23 protein-coding genes are annotated in these 22,033 nt (G+C 63.5%); 12 read left to right on the top strand and 11 right to left on the bottom strand.

Translation table 11 applies throughout. From position 1 onward, the window contains the following. Positions 1–48 precede the first annotated feature (48 nt). The 3 genes from P3T42_RS19790 to P3T42_RS19780 all read left to right on the top strand — a co-directional run bounded on the left by P3T42_RS19790 (position 49) and on the right by P3T42_RS19780 (position 1,967). Positions 49–459, top strand: coding sequence for a group II truncated hemoglobin (locus P3T42_RS19790; protein ID WP_429307001.1), 411 nt, complete (start codon positions 49–51; stop codon positions 457–459). Positions 460–594: 135 nt separating this feature from the next. After that, complete coding sequence (locus P3T42_RS19785; RefSeq protein ID WP_429307000.1) at positions 595–1,326, top strand: alanyl-tRNA editing protein; 732 nt, start codon at positions 595–597, stop codon at positions 1,324–1,326. Next, on the top strand, positions 1,323–1,967 hold the full coding sequence (locus P3T42_RS19780) for a DUF924 family protein (RefSeq protein ID WP_429306999.1): 645 nt from the start codon (positions 1,323–1,325) through the stop codon (positions 1,965–1,967). Before P3T42_RS19785 ends, P3T42_RS19780 begins: the two co-directional genes overlap by 4 nt. Before the next feature lie 108 nt (positions 1,968–2,075). Here P3T42_RS19780 and P3T42_RS19775 read toward each other — a convergent pair whose 3' ends face one another. The 10 genes from P3T42_RS19775 to P3T42_RS19730 all read right to left on the bottom strand — a co-directional run bounded on the left by P3T42_RS19775 (position 2,076) and on the right by P3T42_RS19730 (position 9,612). Continuing rightward, entirely contained in the window at positions 2,076–2,822 is a 747-nt protein-coding gene (locus P3T42_RS19775; RefSeq protein WP_074301892.1) for an SDR family oxidoreductase, read from the bottom strand. Positions 2,823–2,841: 19 nt separating this feature from the next. Next, the gene (locus P3T42_RS19770) at positions 2,842–3,426 is read right to left on the bottom strand and encodes a TIGR00730 family Rossman fold protein (protein ID WP_429306998.1); all 585 of its coding nucleotides are present in this window, start codon (positions 3,424–3,426) and stop codon (positions 2,842–2,844) included. Positions 3,427–3,428: 2 nt separating this feature from the next. Further along, positions 3,429–4,154, bottom strand: a complete 726-nt coding sequence (locus P3T42_RS19765; protein WP_074301890.1) for a TetR/AcrR family transcriptional regulator — start codon at positions 4,152–4,154, stop codon at positions 3,429–3,431. Positions 4,155–4,342: 188 nt separating this feature from the next. Beyond that, positions 4,343–5,023, bottom strand: coding sequence for a diacylglycerol kinase (locus P3T42_RS19760; protein ID WP_429306997.1), 681 nt, complete (start codon positions 5,021–5,023; stop codon positions 4,343–4,345). A 20-nt stretch (positions 5,024–5,043) separates the two neighbouring features. Beyond that, positions 5,044–6,075 carry a glycosyltransferase family 4 protein gene (locus P3T42_RS19755; protein WP_074301889.1) on the bottom strand — a complete coding sequence of 344 codons (1,032 nt, stop codon included), beginning with the start codon at positions 6,073–6,075 and terminating at the stop codon, positions 5,044–5,046. A gap of 74 nt (positions 6,076–6,149) precedes the next feature. Further along, complete coding sequence (locus tag P3T42_RS19750) at positions 6,150–7,097, bottom strand: UDP-2,3-diacylglucosamine diphosphatase (protein ID WP_074301888.1); 948 nt, start codon at positions 7,095–7,097, stop codon at positions 6,150–6,152. A 184-nt stretch (positions 7,098–7,281) separates the two neighbouring features. Beyond that, a complete protein-coding gene (locus tag P3T42_RS19745; RefSeq protein WP_074301887.1) occupies positions 7,282–7,827 on the bottom strand; it encodes an RDD family protein in 546 nt (181 codons plus the stop codon). Positions 7,828–7,854: 27 nt separating this feature from the next. Further along, positions 7,855–8,601 carry a DUF3106 domain-containing protein gene (locus tag P3T42_RS19740; RefSeq protein WP_429306996.1) on the bottom strand — a complete coding sequence of 249 codons (747 nt, stop codon included), beginning with the start codon at positions 8,599–8,601 and terminating at the stop codon, positions 7,855–7,857. A gap of 16 nt (positions 8,602–8,617) precedes the next feature. Beyond that, positions 8,618–9,052: a DUF3619 family protein gene (locus tag P3T42_RS19735; protein WP_074301885.1), complete on the bottom strand. Its 435-nt coding sequence runs from the start codon at positions 9,050–9,052 to the stop codon at positions 8,618–8,620. Beyond that, entirely contained in the window at positions 9,049–9,612 is a 564-nt protein-coding gene (locus P3T42_RS19730; protein ID WP_074301884.1) for an RNA polymerase sigma factor, read from the bottom strand. The genes P3T42_RS19735 and P3T42_RS19730 overlap by 4 nt, the downstream gene beginning before the upstream one ends. Before the next feature lie 351 nt (positions 9,613–9,963). Between P3T42_RS19730 and P3T42_RS19725 the strand changes: the two genes are divergently transcribed. From P3T42_RS19725 to P3T42_RS19700, 6 genes are all read left to right on the top strand, one after another. After that, entirely contained in the window at positions 9,964–11,727 is a 1,764-nt protein-coding gene (locus P3T42_RS19725) for an acetolactate synthase 3 catalytic subunit (protein ID WP_074301883.1), read from the top strand. A gap of 106 nt (positions 11,728–11,833) precedes the next feature. Further along, entirely contained in the window at positions 11,834–12,325 is a 492-nt protein-coding gene (gene ilvN / locus P3T42_RS19720) for an acetolactate synthase small subunit (RefSeq protein ID WP_074301882.1), read from the top strand. A gap of 104 nt (positions 12,326–12,429) precedes the next feature. Further along, positions 12,430–13,446 carry a ketol-acid reductoisomerase gene (ilvC, locus tag P3T42_RS19715; protein ID WP_429306995.1) on the top strand — a complete coding sequence of 339 codons (1,017 nt, stop codon included), beginning with the start codon at positions 12,430–12,432 and terminating at the stop codon, positions 13,444–13,446. A gap of 136 nt (positions 13,447–13,582) precedes the next feature. Further along, positions 13,583–14,227, top strand: coding sequence for a phosphatidylserine decarboxylase (locus tag P3T42_RS19710; RefSeq protein WP_074301880.1), 645 nt, complete (start codon positions 13,583–13,585; stop codon positions 14,225–14,227). A gap of 24 nt (positions 14,228–14,251) precedes the next feature. After that, positions 14,252–15,121, top strand: coding sequence for a CDP-diacylglycerol--serine O-phosphatidyltransferase (gene pssA, locus P3T42_RS19705; RefSeq protein WP_074301879.1), 870 nt, complete (start codon positions 14,252–14,254; stop codon positions 15,119–15,121). A gap of 378 nt (positions 15,122–15,499) precedes the next feature. Next, a complete protein-coding gene (locus tag P3T42_RS19700) occupies positions 15,500–17,053 on the top strand; it encodes a 2-isopropylmalate synthase (RefSeq protein WP_074301878.1) in 1,554 nt (517 codons plus the stop codon). A gap of 111 nt (positions 17,054–17,164) precedes the next feature. Here P3T42_RS19700 and P3T42_RS19695 read toward each other — a convergent pair whose 3' ends face one another. Continuing rightward, entirely contained in the window at positions 17,165–17,722 is a 558-nt protein-coding gene (locus P3T42_RS19695) for a hypothetical protein (RefSeq protein WP_074301877.1), read from the bottom strand. 172 nt (positions 17,723–17,894) lie between these two features. Between P3T42_RS19695 and P3T42_RS19690 the strand changes: the two genes are divergently transcribed. The 3 genes from P3T42_RS19690 (at position 17,895) to pnp (ending at position 22,012) form a co-directional block, all read left to right on the top strand. Beyond that, on the top strand, positions 17,895–19,193 hold the full coding sequence (locus P3T42_RS19690) for a branched-chain amino acid ABC transporter substrate-binding protein (protein WP_429306994.1): 1,299 nt from the start codon (positions 17,895–17,897) through the stop codon (positions 19,191–19,193). Positions 19,194–19,284: 91 nt separating this feature from the next. After that, entirely contained in the window at positions 19,285–19,557 is a 273-nt protein-coding gene (rpsO, locus tag P3T42_RS19685) for a 30S ribosomal protein S15 (protein ID WP_074301875.1), read from the top strand. A 307-nt stretch (positions 19,558–19,864) separates the two neighbouring features. Next, the gene (gene pnp / locus P3T42_RS19680; RefSeq protein WP_171991766.1) at positions 19,865–22,012 is read left to right on the top strand and encodes a polyribonucleotide nucleotidyltransferase; all 2,148 of its coding nucleotides are present in this window, start codon (positions 19,865–19,867) and stop codon (positions 22,010–22,012) included. The last annotated feature ends 21 nt before the right edge of the window (positions 22,013–22,033 follow it).

Here is a 22,033-nt window from a genome sequence, read left to right as displayed (position 1 = left end):
CGTTCCCCTCTTTGATTCCTTTCCATTTTGCAGATTGCAGTTGACCGTATGACCGATCCAAACGACGAAGCGCCGGCCCAACCGACGGCCTTCGAACTGGTGGGCGGCGAGGCGCGCGTGCGCGAACTCATCGACCGTTTTTATGACCTGATGGACCTCGAGCCCGAATTCGCGGGCATCCGCGCGCTGCATCCGCCGACCCTCGAAGGCTCGCGGGACAAATTCTTCTGGTTCCTGTGCGGCTGGCTGGGCGGCCCGGACCATTACATCAGCCGCTTCGGCCATCCGCGTCTGCGTGCGCGGCATTTGCCGTTTACGATTGCTTCGAGCGAGCGCGACCAGTGGCTGCGCTGCATGGCGTGGGCGATGGAAGACGTCGGGCTGTCCGAGTCGCTGCGCGAACGGCTGCTGCATTCGTTCTTCGAAACGGCCGACTGGATGCGCAACCGGCCGGGTTGAAGGCGTCAACTGGCCCGGTGCTGCGGCCGATACGGTGACGCCGGCCGTCTGCTGGATTGGCCGTTCGGCCAGCTTCCTGGCGGCGGTGCGGGTCGGCATAATGAGCCTCTACAGCACTGGATAGAGGCCCTCACGATGACCACGCGCGCACTGTTTCGCGACGACGCTTACCTGACGCACTGCGAAGCCACGATTACCGCTATTGACGAGCAGGGCGTCCATCTCGATCAGACCGTGTTCTATCCGCTCGGCGGCGGCCAGGCGGGCGATGCCGGCGTGCTGACCCTGGCCGACGGCACCCGCCTTGAGATTGCGGACACCCGTAAGGCCAAATTCGAAGGCGCGACCCCCGACGACGCGGTGCATTTGCCCGCACCCGGACAGGAGACGCTGCTGGCGCGTCTTGCGCCCGGCACGCGCGTCACGGCGGAGATCGACTGGGCGCGCCGCTACCGTCATATGCGCCTGCACACGGCGAGCCACCTGATGTGCGCGGTGCTGCCGTATGCGGTCGACGGCTGCAGCATCACCAGCGACTACGCGCGTCTCGACTTCGCGACGGTGGAGCCGATCGAGCGCGAACTGGTCGACGCGCGGCTTGCGGAGCTGGTCGGCGGCGCGCACGGCGTCGTCACCGAATGGATCACGAACGAGCAGATGGCCGAGCGTCCCGAACTCGTGCGCACGATGAGCGTGAAACCGCCGATGGGCCTCGGCCGCGTGCGTCTGCTGCGGATTGAAGGCGTCGATTTGCAGCCGTGCGGCGGCACGCACGTGCGCAACACGCGGGAAATCGGCGCGGTTCGCGTCGGCAAGCTCGAGAAGAAGAGTGCGCGCACGCGGCGGCTGGTGCTTGAGTTCGCATGAGCGCTACGGCCGGACCGTCCGGTTCTCCCGACTATGACGCCGCGGCAGATTACGCCGCGCTCGCCGAACCTGCGCGAGCGGTACTCGACTGCTGGTTCGGCGAGCCGGATTCTGCGACCTTCGGACGGGACAGAAAGCTCTGGTTTGCGCGCGACGCGGCGTTTGACGCCCTGTTGCGCGAACGCTTCGGCGTGTGGCTCGAAGCGGCAGGGCAGGGGGCGCTGGATGGGTGGGCGCAGACGCCACTCGGCGCGTTGGCGCTGGTGATCCTGCTCGATCAGTTCTCGCGCAACATTCATCGCGGCACGGCGCACGCATTTGCGACCGACGGCCATGCGCTGAGGATTGCCAGGCAAATGGTGGCAAACGGCTTCGATCAGCGCTTACCCGGCCTGTTTCATCGAGCCTTCGCGTATCTGCCGTTCGAACACGACGAATCGCTCGCCAGCCAGCATGAAGCGTTGCGGTTGTTCAAACCGTTCGAAGCGCAGCCGGGTGGCGCGAGTTATTACCGCTCGGCGCTCCGGCATGCGGCGATTATCGAGCGCTTTGGGCGGTTTCCGCATCGCAATGCGCTGCTTGGGCGAACGTCTACTGAGGAAGAAGTGGTGTTCCTGCGCAAGCCGGGTTCGTCGTTCTGAGGGTGTGTGGCGCTTTAGCGCGCCGGTGCGAAATGCAGAGCGCCTGGGGCGCTCACGCCGCCTACGGCTGCATGGCGCCACGAGGTCCGGATGAAGCGCAGCGGTACCTTAGCGACCGCCGGCCACATCAAGCAACGCCCCAGTCACATACGACGCGGCATCGCTCAGCAGCCAGACAATGGTCTCAGCGACTTCATCAGCGCTACCCGGTCGCCCCAGCGGCGTCTGCGAACCGAGCACCGCAGCGCGGTCGGGACGGCCGCCGCTTGCGTGGATCTCAGTGTCGATCAACCCGGGCCGTACCGCATTCACGCGCACGCCCTGCGGGCCGAGTTCCTTGGCGAGACCAATGGTCAGCGTGTCGACGGCGCCTTTCGAACCGGCGTAGTCGACATACTCGTTCGGCGAGCCGAGGCGCGCGGCCGCCGACGACACATTGACGATCGCGCCACCATCGCCGCCGCGGTCTTTCGACATCCGGCGGGCGGCTTCGCGGGCGCACAGATAGGCGCCCAGCACGTTGACGTCGAACACGCGCTGCAGACGTGCCAGATCCATATCGGCGAGCGGCATCCCAGCGGCCACAATGCCCGCGTTGTTCACCAGCGCATCGAGCCGGCCAAACGCCTTGACGACCGCGTCGAACATGCCGATCACGTCCGCTTCGTTCGCAACGTCGCCTTTGATTACGCGCGCATGACCGCCTGCGCGGCCGACTTCAGCCGCGGTTTCCTGCGCGGCGGCTTCGTTGTGCGCGTAGTTCACGCCGACCGACCAGCCGCGTGCGCCCAGCAAACGCGCCGTCGCGCGGCCGATGCCGCGGCTCGCGCCCGTGATCAGAACGACTTTCGTCATGGCTGCCTCGTCATGCCGTTCAAACCGCTTCGCGGTTATCGGCCCACTTGTCTTGCTGCGGCGGCTGGTAAGCCTTGAGTCTTGCGATCAAGCTTGCGGGATCGGCATCGACCTGCAGGATGTCGAAGTAGGTCTGGCGCATGAAGCCTTCCTCGACCGTATGGGCGAGCATCGCAATCAGCGGATCGTAGTAGCCGTCGATATTGAGCAGCGCCACCGGCTTCTGGTGATAACCGAGCTGCGCCCACGTATAGACCTCGAACAGCTCCTCGAAGGTGCCGGCGCCGCCCGGCATCGCGACGAACGCGTCCGAGAGATCCGCCATCATCTTCTTGCGCTGATGCATGTCGGGCACCACGTGCAATTCGGTCAGGCCGTTATGGCCGACTTCCTTGTTGACGAGCAGCTCGGGAATCACGCCGATGGCACGGCCGCCGGCCGCCATCACGGCGTCGGCGATCGCGCCCATCAGGCCGACCTTGCCGCCGCCGTAGACGAGGGCGATGCCGGCCTCGACCAGCGCCTGCCCGAAGCCGCGAGCGGCTTCGGCATAAATGGGCTTGGCCCCGTAGGAGGAGCCGCAGTACACGCACACCGACTTCATGTTCAGACGTCCTTCGGTTCGTTACGCGGCGCAGCGCCTTCCTTGGGCGGCAGGTAGTCGTAGAACTCGCGCTTGGGCAGCTTGCCGGAGATCAGGTCGTCGAACAGTTCCCGCGAGCGGCCACGCAGGTACGGCGCCATCAGCGAGACGATCTGCACGCTGACCTGATGCAGTTCGGCGCGGATCGCTTCCTGCTCGTTGTACTTGCGCGGATTCATGACGAACTGGTACGACAGCCAGTAGGTGCCGATCACGCCCACGTTGGTGGCGATCACGTGCAGTTCGTCCGGCGTCGCCACCATTTCGCCGTCCGCGACGAGTTGCTCGCAGAACTGGCTGGCAAAGCGCACCTTGTGGCTGATGATCTGCTTGAAGTGCGTCTCGAGCGTGCGATTGCGCGCCAGCAGATCGTTCAGGTCGCGATACAGGAAACGGTACCGCCACGTGAAATCGACCATGTACTGCAGGTAGGACCACATTTCGTCGATCGTCGCGCGATGATCGTCCGGGAAACGCAGACGCTTTTCGATCTCCTGCTCGAACTGGCTGAAGATGCTGTTGATGATGTCGTCTTTGTTGCGGAAGTGGTAGTACAGATTGCCCGGACTGATTTCCATTTCCTCGGCGATCGTCGTCGTCGTGACGTTCGGTTCGCCGATTTCGTTGAAAAGCTTCAACGACAGTTCGAGAATCCGTTCGCGGGTGCGGCGGGGAGGTTTGGCTTCCATGTCGTCCGGCCCTGGTAACGCCGGGCTGGCCGCGCGGCTGCGTGCCGCTGCTGCGTGATCCACCCTGGCGGTTAGTATTTTTGAGAGACTATCGGACGATTATAAACCGACCGTTCTCATACCCAGGCCCGATTCAGGGTTTTCACGCCGCGACGGCGTGCAACTGTTCCGTCAGGCGGCCAGGACGGCTACAGCCAGCCTCTGACCCAATGCAGCACCAGCGGGCCGACGATCAGCCCCCACGTCATCAGGCACATCCCCAGGGCGACCATCACTGCCGCGCTGCCGAGATCCTTGGCGCGCCGCGACAATTCATGGCGTTCGAGCGAGATACGGTCGATCGCCGCTTCCACGCTCGAATTCAGCAGTTCGACGATCAACACCAGCAGCACCGAGCCGAGCAGCAGCACGCGGCTGACCGGATCGACCGGCACGATCACGCCGCAGGGCACGAGGATGGCCGCGAGCGTCAACTCCTGGCGAAACGCGCTTTCTTCGCGAATCGCGACCTGAAAGCCCGCCAGCGAATTTTTCAGCGCGTGCCAGGCGCGCGTGATGCCGCGATTGCCCTTGTAGGGATTGAACGGCAGCGGCGCGAGGGGGTCGTCGGGGCCGAGCGGCTCATGGGCGTCGGCGTGCGAGTCGGCGGCCGCACGGTGGCGCGAAGCCGGCACGGCTTGCGGCTGCCGTGCTTGCCCGGTATGCACGACCGGCGCCGGCGACGCCAGGCCGTCCGACGTACCGGCTGCCGGCTGTGCTGCACCGGATTCGTGCACGTCGTCGAACGGCTCGACGCTGCTGGCGTCCGTTTCGACCGAACGCAGCGCGCCGTGCGGTGCGCGTCGAACGCTGGAAGTTCTTGCTCGCATGGGCGGCTTGGCGGGACGCGTCACGCGGCCGCGCTTTCCTCGCTGAAGGTGGGCCGCGGCAGCGGCTTCAGATGGGCGGCGAACTGCTCGGAGGCGGCCGTCCACGAGAAGCGCTCGGCCCACGCGCGAGCGTGGTTGCGGTCGATTTTCAGCGCTTCGAGGCAGGCTTCGCGCAGGTCTTCGTGCATGGCGCCGGCGCCGCCGTCACCCAGCACGTCGATCGGTCCGGTGACCGGGTAGGCGGCGACCGGCGTGCCGCAGGCGAGCGCCTCGAGCAGCACGAGGCCGAAGGTGTCGGTGCGGCTCGGGAACACGAATACGTCAGCGGCGGCGTACACCTTGGCCAGTTCCGCTTGCGTCAGCACGCCCAGATAGTTCGCCTGCGGATAGCGCGACTTCAGCTCGGCGAGCGCCGGGCCTTCGCCGGCGACCCACTTGGAGCCGGGCAGGTCCAGCTTGAGAAAGGCTTCGACGTTCTTCTCCACCGCCACGCGTCCGACGTAGAGGAAGATGGGCCGCGCCGTGTTGAGCACCTTGGAGTCCATCTGGTGGAAGATATCAAGGTCGACGCCGCGCGTCCACAGCACCACATTCGTGAAGCCGAACTTCTCGAGATCGGTCTTGACGACCGGCGTCGGCGCCATCACGGCGAGCGAGGCCTTGTGGAACCAGTGCAGGAATTTGTAGGTGGCGGCGAGCGGAATGCCGAAGCGCGCCTGCACGTATTCCGGAAAGCGCGTGTGATAGGCGGTCGTGAACGGCAGCTTGTGCTTGATCGCGTAAGCGCGCGCGGCCATGCCGAGCGGGCCTTCGGTGGCGATGTGCAGCGCGTCCGGCGCGAAGCCGTCGATGCGCTCGTGCAGCTTGCGCTTCGGGAACAGCGACAGGCGGATCTCAGGGTAGGTCGGGCACGGAATCGTCTTGAATTCGAGCGGCGTCAACAGGTCGACACGGTGGCCAAGCGCGGTGAGTTCGCGGGTCGTGTTCTTCAGCGTGCGGACCACGCCGTTGACCTGCGGCTCCCATGCATCGGTGACGATCATGATCTTCATCGGTTTTGGCCCAATAGAAGTTAAAAGGGATGACGCGGGTATTCAATGACCGATCAGCGGCCACCAGGCGATTGTCAGGCGGTGGTCGCCCGGGCCTTTTGCGCGCTGACTTCAGGCGAGCGCATCACGGTCCAGTAGATCACCTTGAGTTCACCTTCGAAGGTTTCGACGAGCGCCGACAGGCTTTCGACCCAGTCGCCGTCGTTGCAGTACAGCACGCCGTCGATATCGCGAATCTCGGCTTTGTGGATGTGGCCGCAGACCACGCCGTCGCAACCGCGGCGGCGGGCTTCGTCGGTCATCACGCGTTCGAACGAGGAGATGAAATTCACCGCGTTCTTCACCTGATGCTTGAGGTACTGCGACAGCGACCAGTACTGGAAGCCGAGGCGGCTGCGGATCCGGTTGAACCAGCGGTTCAGCACGAGAATCAGCGTGTAGAGGCTGTCGCCGAGGTAGGCGAGCCACTTGGCATGCTGGATCACGCCGTCGAACAGGTCGCCGTGCACGATCCACAGGCGCTTGCCGGCGAGCGTGGTGTGGAAGGCCTCGCCGCGAACGTGGATGTCGCCGAAGGCGAGATCGCAGAACTGGCGCGCCGCTTCGTCGTGATTGCCGGGGATGTAGACGACCTGGGTGCCCTTGCGGGCCTTGCGCAGGATCTTCTGCACCACGTCGTTGTGCGCCTGAGGCCAGTACCAGCCCTTCTTCAACTGCCAGCCGTCGATGATGTCGCCGACCAGGTACAGATACTCCGAGTCGTTGTGGCGCAGGAAGTCGAGCAGGTACGGCGCCTGGCAGCCGCTCGAGCCGAGGTGGATGTCGGACAGCCAGATCGTGCGGTAGCGATGCGGCTCCTCGTGATCGTCGTCGTGACGGCCGGGTTGCGGGTCCGAGGAGAGCGGCGGCAGGGGCAGCGGCAGGCCGGCGCCGAAGGAGGCGGAGTCCGGCCGGAAAGCGACGGGGTCGACGCTCGGGCCAGTCTGGCGGAACAAGGAAGTCGCGGACGTGTTGGGGTCCATGGCTCACGCGTCGAGTTGCAGTGCCCGTATTGCGCCATCCGCACATGACTGTGCCGTGACAGTCACGAGAAGTTCTTATTACGGGGAGGGGGCGTGAGGACGCGTGACGGCGCCGGCGGGAGCCGGGTCAACGCGGCATGTCGTGCGGGAAGCGAAGCGGGAACGCTCCGCCACGTGGGGCGTTTCAGCCGGCTACGGCGATGATCCGGGTGCCGGCCAGCCGGTCGTGCAGGAACTGCCGGTTGGCGTCCAGTCGGCCTGTCGCGGCCCACAGCACGAACCAGGCGGCGGCAATCAGGAGCGTGTGCGGCACCGAAAGTCCAAGCAGCGGATGCAGCGCGAGCGGCGGCAGAAACCACAGCCACGCCAGCACGTAGCGCGCAATTGCGCGCGGCGTGGAGAGCGGCGTGCCGTTTGCGGCGACCACGCGCAGCCGCCAGGTTTTCATGGGCAGGGTCTGGCCACTGTGGGTCCAGAACCACACAAAATACAGGCCGACCACGAAACCGATCCATGCGGCCAGCAGATTGTGGTGGGTCAACCCATTGCGCTGCTGCGTCAGCGTGCTGAACAGGTAGCCGGCAAGGAACACCACGCCGAACAGGATCACGCCTTCGTAGAGCATCGTCGCCAGCCGGCGGCGTATCGACGGCGTGGCAGGCAGTGCATTAGCGGGAGGTTGGGGTGTGGCGAGCGGATCGGGCACGTTGGGCGCGGTGGGCACGTTCATGGGGACGGTGGGCCGGGCGCGCCGGGCTCAGGAGCCGTTGTAGATCGATTCGGTTGCCGGCGGCGCGGCCGGTGTCGGCGTGGCGGGTGCAATGCTGCCGGAGGAGGGTGTCGCCGGCCCGCCCGGCAGCGCGGCGCCGGTGCCCGACGCGTTGGCCGTGGTGACCGCGCCGCTGGCTGCGCGCTCGCGCCCACTGACGAGACGTTCGATATCCTTCAGCTCGGTTCTGCCGGACGGCGGCGCGCTGACGACCGTGGGCCGGTGCTTGCGCTCGCTCGCGGCCAGCTTCTCTTTCTGCTCTTCCGGTAGCTGCTGATAGGCTTTCCAGGCCTTCTGGCGCGCTTCGCGCGGCAGTTCCTTCGAGACCTGGTAATTCTCGCGGGCGACCCGGCGCTGATCCGGCGTCAGGCGGACCCATTCGGTCATGCGGTCGTGCAGGCCCTTTTGCTGTTCAGTCGTCAACTTCGAGTAACGTGAGGCGATCTTGATCCATTTTCGCTTACGTTCGTCGCTGAAGGTATCCCAGACGCCGGCAAACGGCGCGAGCGCGATGTGCTCCGCGTCAGTGAGGTGCGACCAGGAGAGGGGGCTGGTGCTGGGCAGGCCCGGCAGTTCGACGCCGAGCGCCGGCACGGCGGCCTTGGCAGGCGCGCCGCCGGCAGGGACCGCAACGGACGAGGCGCTCGGGTAGAAGCGCGGATACGTCGCGGCAAACGACACGAGGGCCGCGATTGCGCATCCGAAAACAACGGCGAGGCCGCGCTTGTAACTCACCCGAAGAGCCTCCCGCTCAATGCGCGCGCGAAAGATACGCGTTGAAGCCGTGATCGAGATATGCGTTGAGCGGCAGATCGTCGCTCAGCATGGCGGCGTCAATATCGGCGAGTTCGGCGGTGCGTTGCTGGTCTTCCCAGTAGGCGATCGCCACCAGGCTGATCACCAGCGCGGCCAGCGGCCAGGCGAGCGCAAAGCGGCGCAGCGGCGAACGGCGGCGGTGCGGGACCTCGGCTTGCGGCATGCCGGACAGCGCCCCGGCGGCGCCGGCAAAGGCCGGCACGAACACGGGCGCAGTCACCGGCTCGGGTTTTTTGCGGGCCAGCGCGGCGCGGCGTGCCACGGCGAGCCGGTCGACGGTGGCGGGAGAAAGACTGGCGGCATTTTCGTCGAGCGCGCGGCGGACTTGCCTCGCGAACTCGAGTTCTTTCGTATCGAGAGAGGAGCTCATAGCGTGATTCCTTTGGCCTTGAGCGCTTGCGCCAGCGTATGAGTGGCTCGCGAGCAGTGCGTCTTCACACTGCCTTCGGAGCAGCCCATTGCGGCAGCAGTCTCGGCGACATCCATATCTTCCCAATAACGCATGAGAAACGCCTCCCGTTGACGTGCCGGTAATTTTTGGATCTCGTCGTCAATCAACTGTAAGACTTGTTCGCGCTCCAGCTTCTGCTCGCTACTCTCGGCGCCTACCGAGCCTTCTTGTGCCTCGAATGTCTCCAAAGGGTCGAATTCGTCGTCGTCGGCGTTGCCGAGCGAGGAGAACAGACTAACCCAGGTATTGCGTACTTTCTGCCGACGAAAATAGTCGTGCATCGCATTCTGCAGAATACGCTGAAACAGCAGCGGCAGTTCGGCTGCTGGACGGTCGCCATATTTTTCGGCGAGCTTGATCATCGCGTCCTGCACGATGTCGAGCGAGGCGTCGTCGTCCCGCACGGCGTAGACCGTCTGCTTGAACGCGCGCCTTTCGACGCCCGCCAGAAAATCGGCGAGTTCCTTGTCTGATGCCATCCGTTGGGGGTCGGCGCAGCGAGCGTGCGCGTAATCGATCGAAATTGTCGTAAAACTGGCGGATGCTAACAAACTTTCGCCTCGCTGGGGAAAAACACGATGCCGCATCGATACTTAAGACAACTTTTCTCAGGGTTGGGTGGGGTTGTTGCGGATGGCGCGGAAATATTTTCTTGACCGTCGAGCCGACAGCAGATATCTTCGACGGTTCGCAACATAAGTGACTTGTCTCATTTGAGGTGTGGCCCAAGAAGCTCACCTGTCAAAGTGGACGCGCCGCTTGAACCCGAGCCACAAGCCCGGCAGAGAGCACCCGATCAATTTTTTGCCGAAAATTCGAAAGGTGAATGAATGAATATGCCCAGCGCGGAATTCTCCACGTCGGATACGACTTCCCATCGCGAAACTGACTCTATCGGCGCCACCGTGCTCATGCGCGCATTGGCAGACGAAGACGTCGAGTTTGTGTGGGGCTATCCCGGCGGCTCGGTACTCTACATCTACGACGAGCTGTACAAGCAGGACAAATTCCAGCACATCCTCGTGCGCCACGAACAAGCCGCAGTCCATGCCGCTGACGCCTATGCGCGCTCAACGGGCAAGGTCGGCGTGTGTCTCGTGACCTCCGGCCCCGGCGTCACCAATGCGGTGACCGGCATCGCCACCGCCTACATGGATTCGATTCCTCTGGTGGTGATCAGCGGCCAGGTGCCGACGGCCGCCATCGGCCAGGATGCGTTCCAGGAGTGCGATACGGTCGGCATCACGCGTCCCTGCGTGAAGCACAACTTCCTCGTGAAGGACGTGCGCGACCTCGCCGCTACCGTTAAAAAAGCGTTCTACATCGCCCGTACCGGCCGGCCCGGCCCAGTGCTGATCGACATTCCGAAAGACGTGTCGAAGACGCCTTGCCAGTACGAACCGCTGAAGAGCGTTTCGCTGCGTTCGTATAACCCGGTCACGAAGGGTCACTCCGGCCAGATCCGCAAGGCTGTGTCCTTGCTGCTCGGCGCGAAGCGTCCGTATATCTACACCGGCGGCGGCATCATCCTCGCAGATGCGGCGCGCGAGCTGAACCAGTTCGCCGATCTGCTCGGCTACCCCGTCACGAATACGCTGATGGGGCTGGGCGGCTATCGCGCGAGCGACAGGAAATTCCTCGGCATGCTCGGCATGCACGGTACGTACGAAGCCAACATGGCCATGCAGCACTGCGACGTGCTGATCGCCATCGGTGCGCGCTTTGACGACCGCGTGATCGGCGACCCGGCGCATTTCTCGTCGGTGCCGCGCAAGATCATCCACATCGACATCGATCCTTCCTCCATTTCCAAGCGCGTCAAGGTCGACATTCCGATCGTCGGCGACGTCAAGGAAGTGCTGAAGGAGCTGATCGAGCAGTTGCAGACGGCCGAGCATGGCCCGGACACCGCGGCGCTCGCCGACTGGTGGAAGGACATCGAAGCCTGGCGCGCCAAAGACTGCCTGAAGTTCGACCGCAAGAGCGACATCATCAAGCCGCAGTACGTGGTGGAAAAGGCGTATGAACTGACCGACGGCAATGCCTTCGTGTGTTCGGACGTCGGCCAGCACCAGATGTGGGCGGCGCAGTTCTATCGCTTCAACAAGCCGCGCCGCTGGATCAACTCCGGCGGTCTCGGCACGATGGGCTTCGGCCTGCCGGCGGCGATGGGCGTGAAGATGGCGCACCCGGACGACGACGTGCTCTGCATCACGGGCGAAGGCTCGATCCAGATGTGCATCCAGGAGCTCTCGACCTGCAAGCAGTACGAAACGCCGATCAAGATCATTTCGCTGAACAACCGCTATCTGGGCATGGTGCGCCAGTGGCAGCAGATCGAATACAGCAAGCGCTATTCGCATTCGTACATGGATGCGCTGCCGGATTTCGTGAAGCTCGCCGAGGCTTACGGCCACGTCGGCATGCGCATCGAGAAGACGGCGGATGTCGAGCCGGCGCTGAAAGAAGCGCTGCGCCTGAAGGATCGCACGGTGTTTCTCGACTTTCAGACCGATCCGACCGAAAACGTCTGGCCGATGGTTCAGGCCGGCAAGGGCATCACGGAGATGCTGCTCGGTTCGGAAGATCTATAACGACGGTTCTGCGTTGGCTTCGTCATGCGCGCTTTCAAAAAAAGCGTAGGCGGACGAAGCGGCGCCAGCCGGCTCGCATACATCACACATCTGGAAGAAGCGAAACATGAGACACATTATTTCCGTCCTGCTGGAAAACGAACCGGGCGCGCTCTCGCGCGTGGTCGGTCTGTTCTCCGCTCGCGGGTACAACATTGAAACCTTGACGGTGGCCCCGACCGAAGACCATTCGCTGTCGCGCATGACCATCGTTTCCATTGGCTCGGACGACGTGATCGAACAGATCACGAAGCATTTGAACCGCCTGATCGAGGTGGTGAAAGTGGTCGACCTTACCGAGGGCGCCCATATCGAGCGCGAGCTGATGTTGATCAAGGTAAGGGCGGTCGGCAAGGAGCGTGAGGAAATGAAACGGATGTCGGATATCTTCCGCGGCCGCATCATCGACGTCACCGAAAAGACCTATACGATCGAACTGACCGGCGCGAGCGACAAGCTCGATGCCTTCATTGAAGGGCTCGACGCCACCGCGATTCTCGAAACGGTCCGCACGGGCAGCTCGGGGATCGGCCGCGGCGAACGCATTCTGAAGGTTTGACGCCATCGATCGAGGCCGGGCAGTGCCTGCACCCACCCGGCCATGCAACACCCACGCATTATTTGAATTTCACCGATTTCATTGAATTTAGCCAAGGAACAGACATGAAAGTTTTCTACGACAAGGACGCCGACCTCTCCCTCATCAAGGGCAAGCAAGTCACCATCATCGGCTATGGCTCGCAAGGCCATGCTCACGCGCTGAACCTGAAGGAAAGCGGCGTGAACGTGACGGTCGGCCTGCGTAAGGGTGGCGCTTCGTGGAGCAAGGCTGAGAACGCCGGCCTGCAAGTCAAGGAAGTGGCTGAAGCCGTGAAGGGCGCAGACGTCGTCATGATGCTGCTGCCGGACGAGCAGATCGCCGAAGTCTATGCCAAGGAAGTGCACGCCAACGCCAAGCAAGGCGCGGCTCTCGCCTTCGCGCACGGCTTCAACGTGCACTACGGCCAGGTCATTCCGCGTGCCGACCTCGACGTCATCATGATCGCGCCGAAGGCGCCGGGCCACACGGTGCGCGGCACCTACTCGCAAGGTGGCGGCGTGCCCCACCTGATCGCCGTTGCGCAAGACAAGTCGGGCGCAGCGCGTGACATCGCCCTGTCGTACGCGGCAGCGAACGGCGGCGGCCGTGCCGGCATCATCGAAACCAACTTCCGCGAAGAAACCGAAACCGACCTGTTCGGCGAACAAGCCGTGCTGTGCGGCGGTACGGTCGACCTGATCAAGGCCGGCTTCGAAACGCTGGTGGAAGCGGGCTACGCGCCGGAAATGGCGTACTTCGAGTGCCTGCACGAACTGAAGCTGATCGTCGACCTGATCTATGAAGGCGGCATCGCCAACATGAACTACTCGATCTCGAACAACGCCGAATACGGCGAGTACGTGACGGGTCCGAAGATCGTGACGGCCGAAACGAAGAAGGCGATGAAGCAGGTGCTGACCGACATCCAGACCGGCGAGTACGCCAAGAGCTTCATCATCGAAAACAAGGCTGGTGCACCGACGCTGCAGTCGCGCCGCCGCCTGACGGCTGAACACCAGATCGAAACGGTCGGTGCGAAGCTGCGCGCGATGATGCCGTGGATCGCCAAGAACAAGCTGGTCGACCAGTCGAAGAACTAAGCGGGTTGCGTCGCTTTTGACCGTCGCGGCGCTTCGGCGCAGGCGCCGGTAATGCAAAAAGCCGCCCAAGGGTGCTGAACCCTGGGCGGCTTTTGCTATCCTACGGTTTTACAAAAATACAGAAGCTCATCCATCCATGAATTACCCTCATCCGATCATCGCGCGCGAAGGCTGGCCGTTTATCGCCATCGCGGCCGTCGTTGCGTTGTTGATCCATGCCTTCGCGGGGTTCGGCTTTGCATGGCCGTTCTGGCTGCTGCTTATCTTCGTCGTGCAGTTCTTCCGCGATCCGGCGCGTCCCATCCCCACCCAGCCCAATGCCGTGCTGTGCCCGGCCGACGGCCGCATCGTCGCCGTCGAAACCACGCACGACCCGTACGCCAACCGTGAAGCGCTGAAAATCAGCGTGTTCATGAACGTGTTCAACGTCCACTCGCAACGTTCGCCGGTGGATGGCGCGATTTCGAAGGTCGAATATTTCCCGGGCGCGTACCTGAACGCCGCCGTGGACAAGGCTTCGCTCGAAAACGAACGCAACGCGCTGGTGATCGAAACGGCCAGCGGCCATACCGTGACCTCGGTGCAGATCGCCGGTCTGATCGCGCGCCGCATTCTTTGCTACGTGCGTTCGGGCGAGCCGCTCACGCGCGGCCAGCGTTATGGCTTTATTCGCTTCGGCTCGCGCGTCGACGTGTATCTGCCGGTGGGCAGCCGTCCGCGCGTGTCGATCGGCGAGAAGGTTTCGGCGTCGTCGACCATTCTGGCTGAACTCGAACTATAAAGCGGCACAAGGGAGGTTGTTCCGATGGCCGCATTCAAGCGTCGTCCCCGTAACACCGCTGCAGCGCAGCCGCGGCCGTTTCGCCGCAACAAGCCGATGGTGCAGGAAGCGGGGCCGATCGACAGCCGCCGCGCTGCGCGCCAGCAGTTTCTGAGAAAGCGCGGCATTTATCTGCTGCCCAACGCGTTCACCACCGCCGCGCTCTTCTGCGGCTTCTTCGCGGTGGTGCAGGCCATGAACGTGCGCTTCGAGGTCGCCGCGATTGCGATTTTCGTCGCCATGGTGCTCGACGGCATGGACGGCCGCGTCGCGCGTATGACGCATACCCAAAGCGCGTTCGGCGAGCAGTTCGACAGTCTTTCTGACATGGTGTCGTTCGGTGTGGCGCCGGCGCTCGTCATGTACGAATGGGTGCTGAAGGACCTCGGCCGCTGGGGCTGGCTTGCCGCGTTCGTCTATTGCTCCGGGGCGGCGCTGCGCCTTGCGCGCTTCAATACCAACATCGGCGTGGTCGACAAGCGCTTCTTCCAGGGCATGCCGAGCCCGGCGGCGGCTGCGCTGATCGCCGGTTTCGTGTGGCTCGCCACCGACAACCGTGTGCCCGTCAAGCTCGTCTGGCTGCCGTGGGTGGCGTTCGTGCTGACCATCTATGCCGGCGTGACCATGGTGTCGAACGCTCCGTTCTACAGCGGCAAGGCGCTCGACGTGCGGCATCGCGTGCCGTTCGGCGTGATCCTGCTGGTGGTGGTGGCGTTCGTGCTGGTGTCGTCCGATCCGCCGTTGATGCTGTTCGGCCTGTTCGTCCTCTATGGCCTGTCGGGCTATGTGTTCTGGGGCTACCAGGCGCTGCGGGGCAGGGCCAATCCGGCCCGCTCGGTGCAGCGCGAGCGCTGAGCAGCTTCGCCTCGACCGTTTTGCGTGGTTCAAACGGCAGCCTGCGAGCTGCCGTTTTTCATGCTGCGCCGAGTGAAATGCTCCGTTTGGGAACCTGCTGGAAACCTGTGCGGCGGCTTACTCAGCGCCGGGCGCAGAGCCAATTGCGGGATTTTCCGAATGCCGCTATAGTCGGCGGATGGTGACTTTCCAGTGCCCCTTCCAGCCTCTTCAAGCCGGCGCGCCGCTATGCGTGCCAGCACTAGCGCGCCTAACGCGCTGATCGTTTCCGCCCTCCGTCTGCCTCGTTCGTTGTTTGGCGTCGCCTGCGGTGGCGCAAACACCCGAATTCCGTTTTTCGATCCCCGTATTTGACCGAATCCTCCCAGGAGACCCGAGATGGCAGACAAACTGATTATTTTCGACACGACGTTGCGCGATGGCGAGCAATCGCCCGGCGCGTCGATGACGAAGGAAGAGAAAATCCGCATTGCCAAACAATTGGAGCGGATGAAGGTGGACATCATCGAAGCCGGCTTTGCGGCCAGCTCGAACGGCGACTTCGACGCGATCCACACCATCGCCTCGATGATCAAGGACAGCACGGTCTGTTCGCTCGCCCGCGCCAACGACAAGGACATCCAGCGCGCCGCCGACGCGCTGAAGCCGGCCGACCACTTCCGCATCCACACGTTCATTGCAACGTCGCCGTTGCACATGGAAAAGAAGTTGCGCATGACGCCTGACCAGGTGTTCGAGCAGGCGAAGCTTGCCGTGCGCTTCGCGCGCAAGTTCACCAACGACGTGGAATTCTCGCCGGAAGACGGCAGCCGCTCGGACATGGATTTCCTGTGCCGCGTGCTGGAAGCGGTGATCGCCGAAGGCGCGACCACCATCAACATCGCGGATACGGTCGGCTACGGCGTGCCGGAACTGTACGGCCAGCTCGTCAAGACGCTGCGCGAACGGATTCCGAATTCGGACAAAGCGGTGTTCTCCGTGCACTGCCATAACGACCTCGGCATGGCAGTGGCGAATTCGCTCGCCGGCGTGCAGATTGGCGGCGCGCGTCAGGTGGAGTGCACGATCAACGGTCTCGGCGAGCGCGCGGGCAATACCTCGCTCGAAGAAATCGTGATGGCCGTGAAGACTCGCAAGGACTACTTCGGCCTCGATCTCGGCATCGACACCACGCAGATCGTGCCGGCCTCGAAGCTCGTCTCGCAGATCACCGGTTTCGTGGTGCAGCCGAACAAGGCGGTAGTCGGCGCGAACGCGTTTGCGCACGCCTCGGGCATCCATCAGGACGGCGTGCTGAAGGCGCGCGACACCTACGAAATCATGCGCGCCGAAGATGTGGGCTGGAGCGCCAACAAGATCGTGCTCGGCAAGCTCTCGGGCCGCAATGCGTTCAAGCAGCGCCTGCAGGAACTTGGCGTGTCGCTGGAAAGCGAAGCGGAGTTGAACACGGCGTTTGCCCGCTTCAAGGAACTGGCCGATCGCAAGTCGGAAATTTTCGACGAAGACATCATCGCGATCGTCACCGAAGAGTCCGCGGAAGCGCAGCAAAAGGAGCACTACCAGTTCCTGTCGCTCGCGCAGCACTCGGAAACGGGCGAACAGCCGCATGCCCGCGTGGTGTTCACGGTCGAAGGCAAGGAAGTGACCGGCGAAGCGCGCGGCAATGGCCCAGTGGATGCCACGCTGAACGCGATCGAAACGGAAGTGGGCAGCGGCTCCGAACTGCTGCTGTACTCGGTGAACGCGATTACCACCGGCACCCAGGCACAGGGCGAAGTGACCGTGCGGCTGTCGAAGAGCGGGCGCATCGTCAACGGCGTGGGCACCGATCCGGATATCGTCGCGGCCTCCGCGAAGGCGTATATCTCGGCGCTCAACAAACTGTATTCGAACGTGGAAAAGGTCAATCCGCAGCGTTCGGAAGGCGTGTAAGCCGGCGGCGCGACCCGCGCCGCGGCCCACAAAAAAGGCCCTCGCCACACCATGGCGAGGGCCTTGTCACATCTGGCCTGAACGTGCGCGATGTGCGCGCCGCGTCTAGATCTAGAAGAAGTTGCGGCGGTCCGGATCGTGCAGCGGATCAGGCGTTTTCTGGGTGGTGCGCAGCACGCCCTGATCGTCGAAATAGAAGCTGTACATCATGTACCAGACGTTGTCTTCCAGGTAGCGATAGGTCCAGACCTCGCGCTTCATCAGCGGGAAGTAGGAGGTCTCCACCGGACGGCCGAAATTGACCAGCACATCGCTCTTGGTCCACGTGCCGATTTGCGCCTTGTAGAACTCGTTGGGCTGCAGCACCTGGCGCACGTTGAGGATCTTGCCGGCGCCGTCGATATCGGCTGCCGTGGTGGTTTCGCCCATGGGCTGGGTGGGCCACATCAGACGTTTGCCGCCGTTGGGCAGATCGTAGACTTCGCGCGGGGTGCCGAGCTTCGCGACGATGGTGGACTCGTCCTCGCCCTGCTGGAACTGCTGCCACGGCTGTACGCAGCCCGCGAGCAGCAGCGCGCCGAGGCCGGCGAGCGCGGTGCGCCGCAGATTCCCGCGCCGCCGTGCCGAGGCAACGCTCGAGGCGAACGCGGATGTGAGGCGGGTGAACATGACTTCCTCCGATGGCGTTTGATGGTGGTTTTTATCATCGAGACGCAATATTTTGACACGCGGGGCGGCAAAAGATTGTGCAACCACGGTTAACTTAACGCTGCGGGCCGCTTGCTTATTCCGCGTCGTGCGTCCTATGATCCGCGCTTCAGACGATTCAGAGGAGCTGCGCATGGCGGCGAAGTGGGGGCGCGTCGTGGCGGCGGCGCTGGCGGCGATGGTGATGACGGCGGCCTATGCCGCGGGCGAGACGGGTGCGCTGTCGTCGAGTGCGGCGCCGGGCGGCAAGCCGATCCAGCTCGCGCTGATCGAGGGCATGTCGGGTCCGTTCGCGAACGCAGGCGCGGCGGTGGAGCGCAATCTGCGCTTCGGTGTGGAAGCGGTGAATGCGCATGGTGGCGTCAAGCTGGCCGACGGCGCACATCCGCTCGAACTCGTCGTGCTGGACAGCAAGGGCAGCCCCGAAGAGGCGCTGCTGCAACTGCGGGCGGCGGCGGACCGCCATATCGGCTACGTCCTGCAGGGCAATAGCTCGGCTGTGGCGGCGGCGCTGATCGGCGCGATCGACAGGCAGAACTCCCGCGAGCCGGACAACCGCGAGCTGTTCCTCAACTATTCCGCGGACGATCCCGCGCTCACCAATGCCGCGTGCAGCTTCTGGCACTTCCGCTTCGACGCGCACGCGGGCATGCGCATGGACGCGCTGGCCGATGTGATCCAGCACGATCCGTCGGTCAGGAAGGTGTATCTGCTGAATCAGGACTACAGCTTCGGTCACGACGTTAGTGCGCTTGCGCGCTCGGCGCTGGCGGCGAAGCGTCCGGACATTGCGATTGTCGGCGACGAGTTTCATCCCATTGGCCGCGTGAAGGATTTCGCACCCTACATCGCGAAGATCCGCGCCAGCGGCGCGGATGCGGTGGTGACGGGCAACTGGGGCAACGATCTGACGCTGCTGGTCAAGGCCGCGCGCGAGCAGGGCCTCGACACCAAGTTCTACACGTTCTACGGCAATAGCCTCGGTGCGCCGGCCGCACTCGGCGACGCCGGCGTCAAGCGCGTGATCGCGGTGGCCGACTGGCACCCGAACGCGGGCGGCGCCGCCTCGGACGCCTGGTACAAGGCGTTCCGCGCCCGCTACCCGGCCGCCCAGGACGACTACCCGGTGCTGCGCATGGAACTGATGGTCGAAATGCTCGCCGCGGCCATGAACAAGGCCGGCAGCGCCGAGCCGGAGGCGGTTGCGAAGGCGCTGGAGGGGATGAAGTTCGACAACGGCTTCCACCCGTCGTGGATGCGCGCCGAGGATCATCAAATGATCCAGCCCCTTTACGTGATGGAGATGGACAAGGCCGGGACGCCGGGCGTGCGCTTCGACAACGAGGGTTCCGGCTACGGCTTTCGCACGGTGCTGGCGCTGCCGCCCGAGCGCACTGTCGCGCCGACCACCTGTCGCATGACGCGGCCCTGACGTACAGGCTGTGCTACAATACGCCCCTCGTTGTAACCCACGGCACGGCCTTTCTTCCGTGACCGCCTGTCTAGTACTTAAGGAAATCGATATGACCGCAGTTGAAACAAGCAAGAAGTCCGACGTCGTTGCGCAATTTGCACGCGCTGCTAACGACACCGGCTCCCCCGAAGTTCAGGTCGCTCTGCTGACGACCCGTATCAACGAACTGACCGTTCACTTCAAGGCCCACACGAAAGATCACCACAGCCGCCGCGGTCTGCTGCGCATGGTGAGCCGTCGTCGTAAGCTGCTCGACTACCTGAAGGGTAAGGACGCGGACCGTTACCGCGCACTGATCGAGAAGCTGGGTCTGCGTAAGTAATTGGGCGCGCAGTAAGGCGCTCTCAGCAAGATGCCTGTGTCAGTTTCACTGATACAGGCATTTTGTTTTTGAACGGTGCGCTTCATGTGAGGTGCGCCGATGGTTGTCCGCAGTAGCGTGACGGTTCATGCAGCGGGCAACACCCAACACAGCCGGGCTTCAGGGCAGAGCTTTGTGTCATTCCAGCGGTTCGCGCGGCAGCGCGGTTCTCTGGAATGGCATAAATAACACTCCTCTTCCCATGGGGCACGGTCCTGGCGTTGCCGCGCCGCTTCTGGTCCGCGCGGCATAACGATGGAGTGAAAAAATGACTATGTTCAATAAAATCGTCAAAGAATTTAAGTGGGGCCAACATAACGTTCGCCTCGAAACGGGCGAAGTCGCCCGTCAGGCAAGCGGTGCTGTGATTGTCGACGTCGAAGATACCGTCGTGCTGGCTACCGTGGTCGGCGCCAAGACCGCCAAGCCGGGTCAGGATTTCTTCCCGCTGACCGTCGACTACCTCGAAAAGACCTACGCTGCCGGCAAGATCCCTGGCGGCTTCTTCCGTCGCGAAGGCCGTCCGTCGGAAGGCGAAACGCTGATCTCGCGCCTGATCGACCGTCCGCTGCGCCCGCTGTTCCCGGAAGGCTTCTACAACGAAGTGCAGGTCGTGATCCACGTCCTGTCGCTGAACCCGGAAATCCCCGCCGACATCCCCGCGCTGATCGGCGCGTCGGCGGCGCTCGCCGTGTCCGGCCTGCCGTTCAACGGCCCGGTCGGGGCAGCACGCGTGGCCTACATCAACAACGAATACGTGTTGAACCCGACGCGTCCGCAAATGAAGGAATCGGCGCTTGACCTGATCGTCGCCGGTACGGAGCGCGCGGTGCTGATGGTGGAATCGGAAGCGCAACAACTGACCGAAGAAGTGATGCTCGGCGCAGTGGTGTTCGGTCACGAGCAAATGCAGATCGCGATCGACGCGATCCATGAGCTCGTGCGCGAAGGCGGCAAGCCGGAATGGGACTGGAAGCCGGCCGCCAAGAACGAGCCGCTGATCGCCCGCGTGACGGAACTGGCGCAAGCCGACCTGCTCGCCGCGTACCAGATCCGCGACAAGCAAGCCCGTTCGACCAAGCTGAAGGAAGTCTACGCAGCGACGTCGGCGAAGCTGGAAGAAGAAGCCGCTGCCGCCGGCACGGTTGCAGCAGACAAGGCGACGGTCGGCAACGTGCTGTTCGACATCGAAGCGAAGATCGTCCGTACGCAGATCCTCGACGGCGAACCGCGTATCGACGGCCGCGACACGCGCACCGTGCGCCCGATCGAAATCCGTACCGGCGTGCTGCCGCGTACGCACGGCTCGGCACTGTTCACGCGCGGCGAAACGCAAGCGCTGGTCGTCGCCACGCTGGGCACCAAGGGCGACGAGCAGAACATCGACGCGCTCGAAGGCGAGTACCGCGAGCGCTTCATGCTCCACTACAACATGCCGCCGTTCGCGACCGGCGAAACCGGCCGCGTCGGTTCGCCGAAGCGCCGTGAAATCGGTCACGGCCGTCTGGCCAAGCGCGCACTGGCAGCTTGCCTGCCGAGCGCCGACGAATTCGGCTACTCGATTCGTGTCGTGTCGGAAATCACCGAATCGAACGGTTCGTCGTCGATGGCTTCGGTGTGCGGCGGCTGCCTCGCACTGATGGACGCCGGCGTGCCGATGAAGGCGCACGTCGCCGGTATCGCCATGGGCCTGATCCTCGAAGGCAACAAGTTTGCCGTCCTGACCGACATCCTCGGCGACGAAGATCACCTCGGCGACATGGACTTCAAGGTGGCGGGTACCGAGCAAGGCGTGACCGCGCTGCAGATGGACATCAAGATTCAGGGCATCACCAAGGAAATCATGCAGGTCGCTCTCGCGCAAGCGAAGGAAGGCCGTATGCACATCCTCGGCAAGATGACCTCGGCTGTGTCGGGCGCGAACACGCAACTGTCGGAATTCGCACCGCGCATGATCACCATCAAGATCAATCCGGAAAAGATCCGCGACGTGATCGGCAAGGGTGGCTCGGTGATCCGCGCGCTGACCGAAGAAACCGGCACGACGATCGATATTTCGGACGACGGCATCGTCACCATCGCCAGCACCAGCAGCGAAGGCATGGCCGAAGCGAAGAAGCGTATCGAGAACATCACGCTGGAAGTCGAAGTGGGCCAGGTCTACGAAGGCACCGTGCTCAAGCTGCTCGATTTCGGCGCGATCGTGAACATCCTGCCGGGCAAGGATGGTCTGCTGCACATCTCCGAGATCGCCAACGAGCGCATCAAGGACATCAACGACTACCTGAAGGATGGCCAGCAGGTGAAGGTCAAGGTCATCCAGACGGACGAGAAGGGCCGCGTGCGTTTGTCGGCGAAGGCGTTGCTGAACGACGGCGCGTCGGGCGCACCGCAAAGCGAACCGACTCCGCAGTAATGCAGTAAGGTAGGGAACGGC

The organism is Paraburkholderia sp. GAS38 (assembly GCF_050434965.1).
GTDB lineage: Bacteria > Pseudomonadota > Gammaproteobacteria > Burkholderiales > Burkholderiaceae > Paraburkholderia > Paraburkholderia phenazinium_A.
This window is presented reverse-complemented; position numbering and strand designations above follow the sequence as displayed.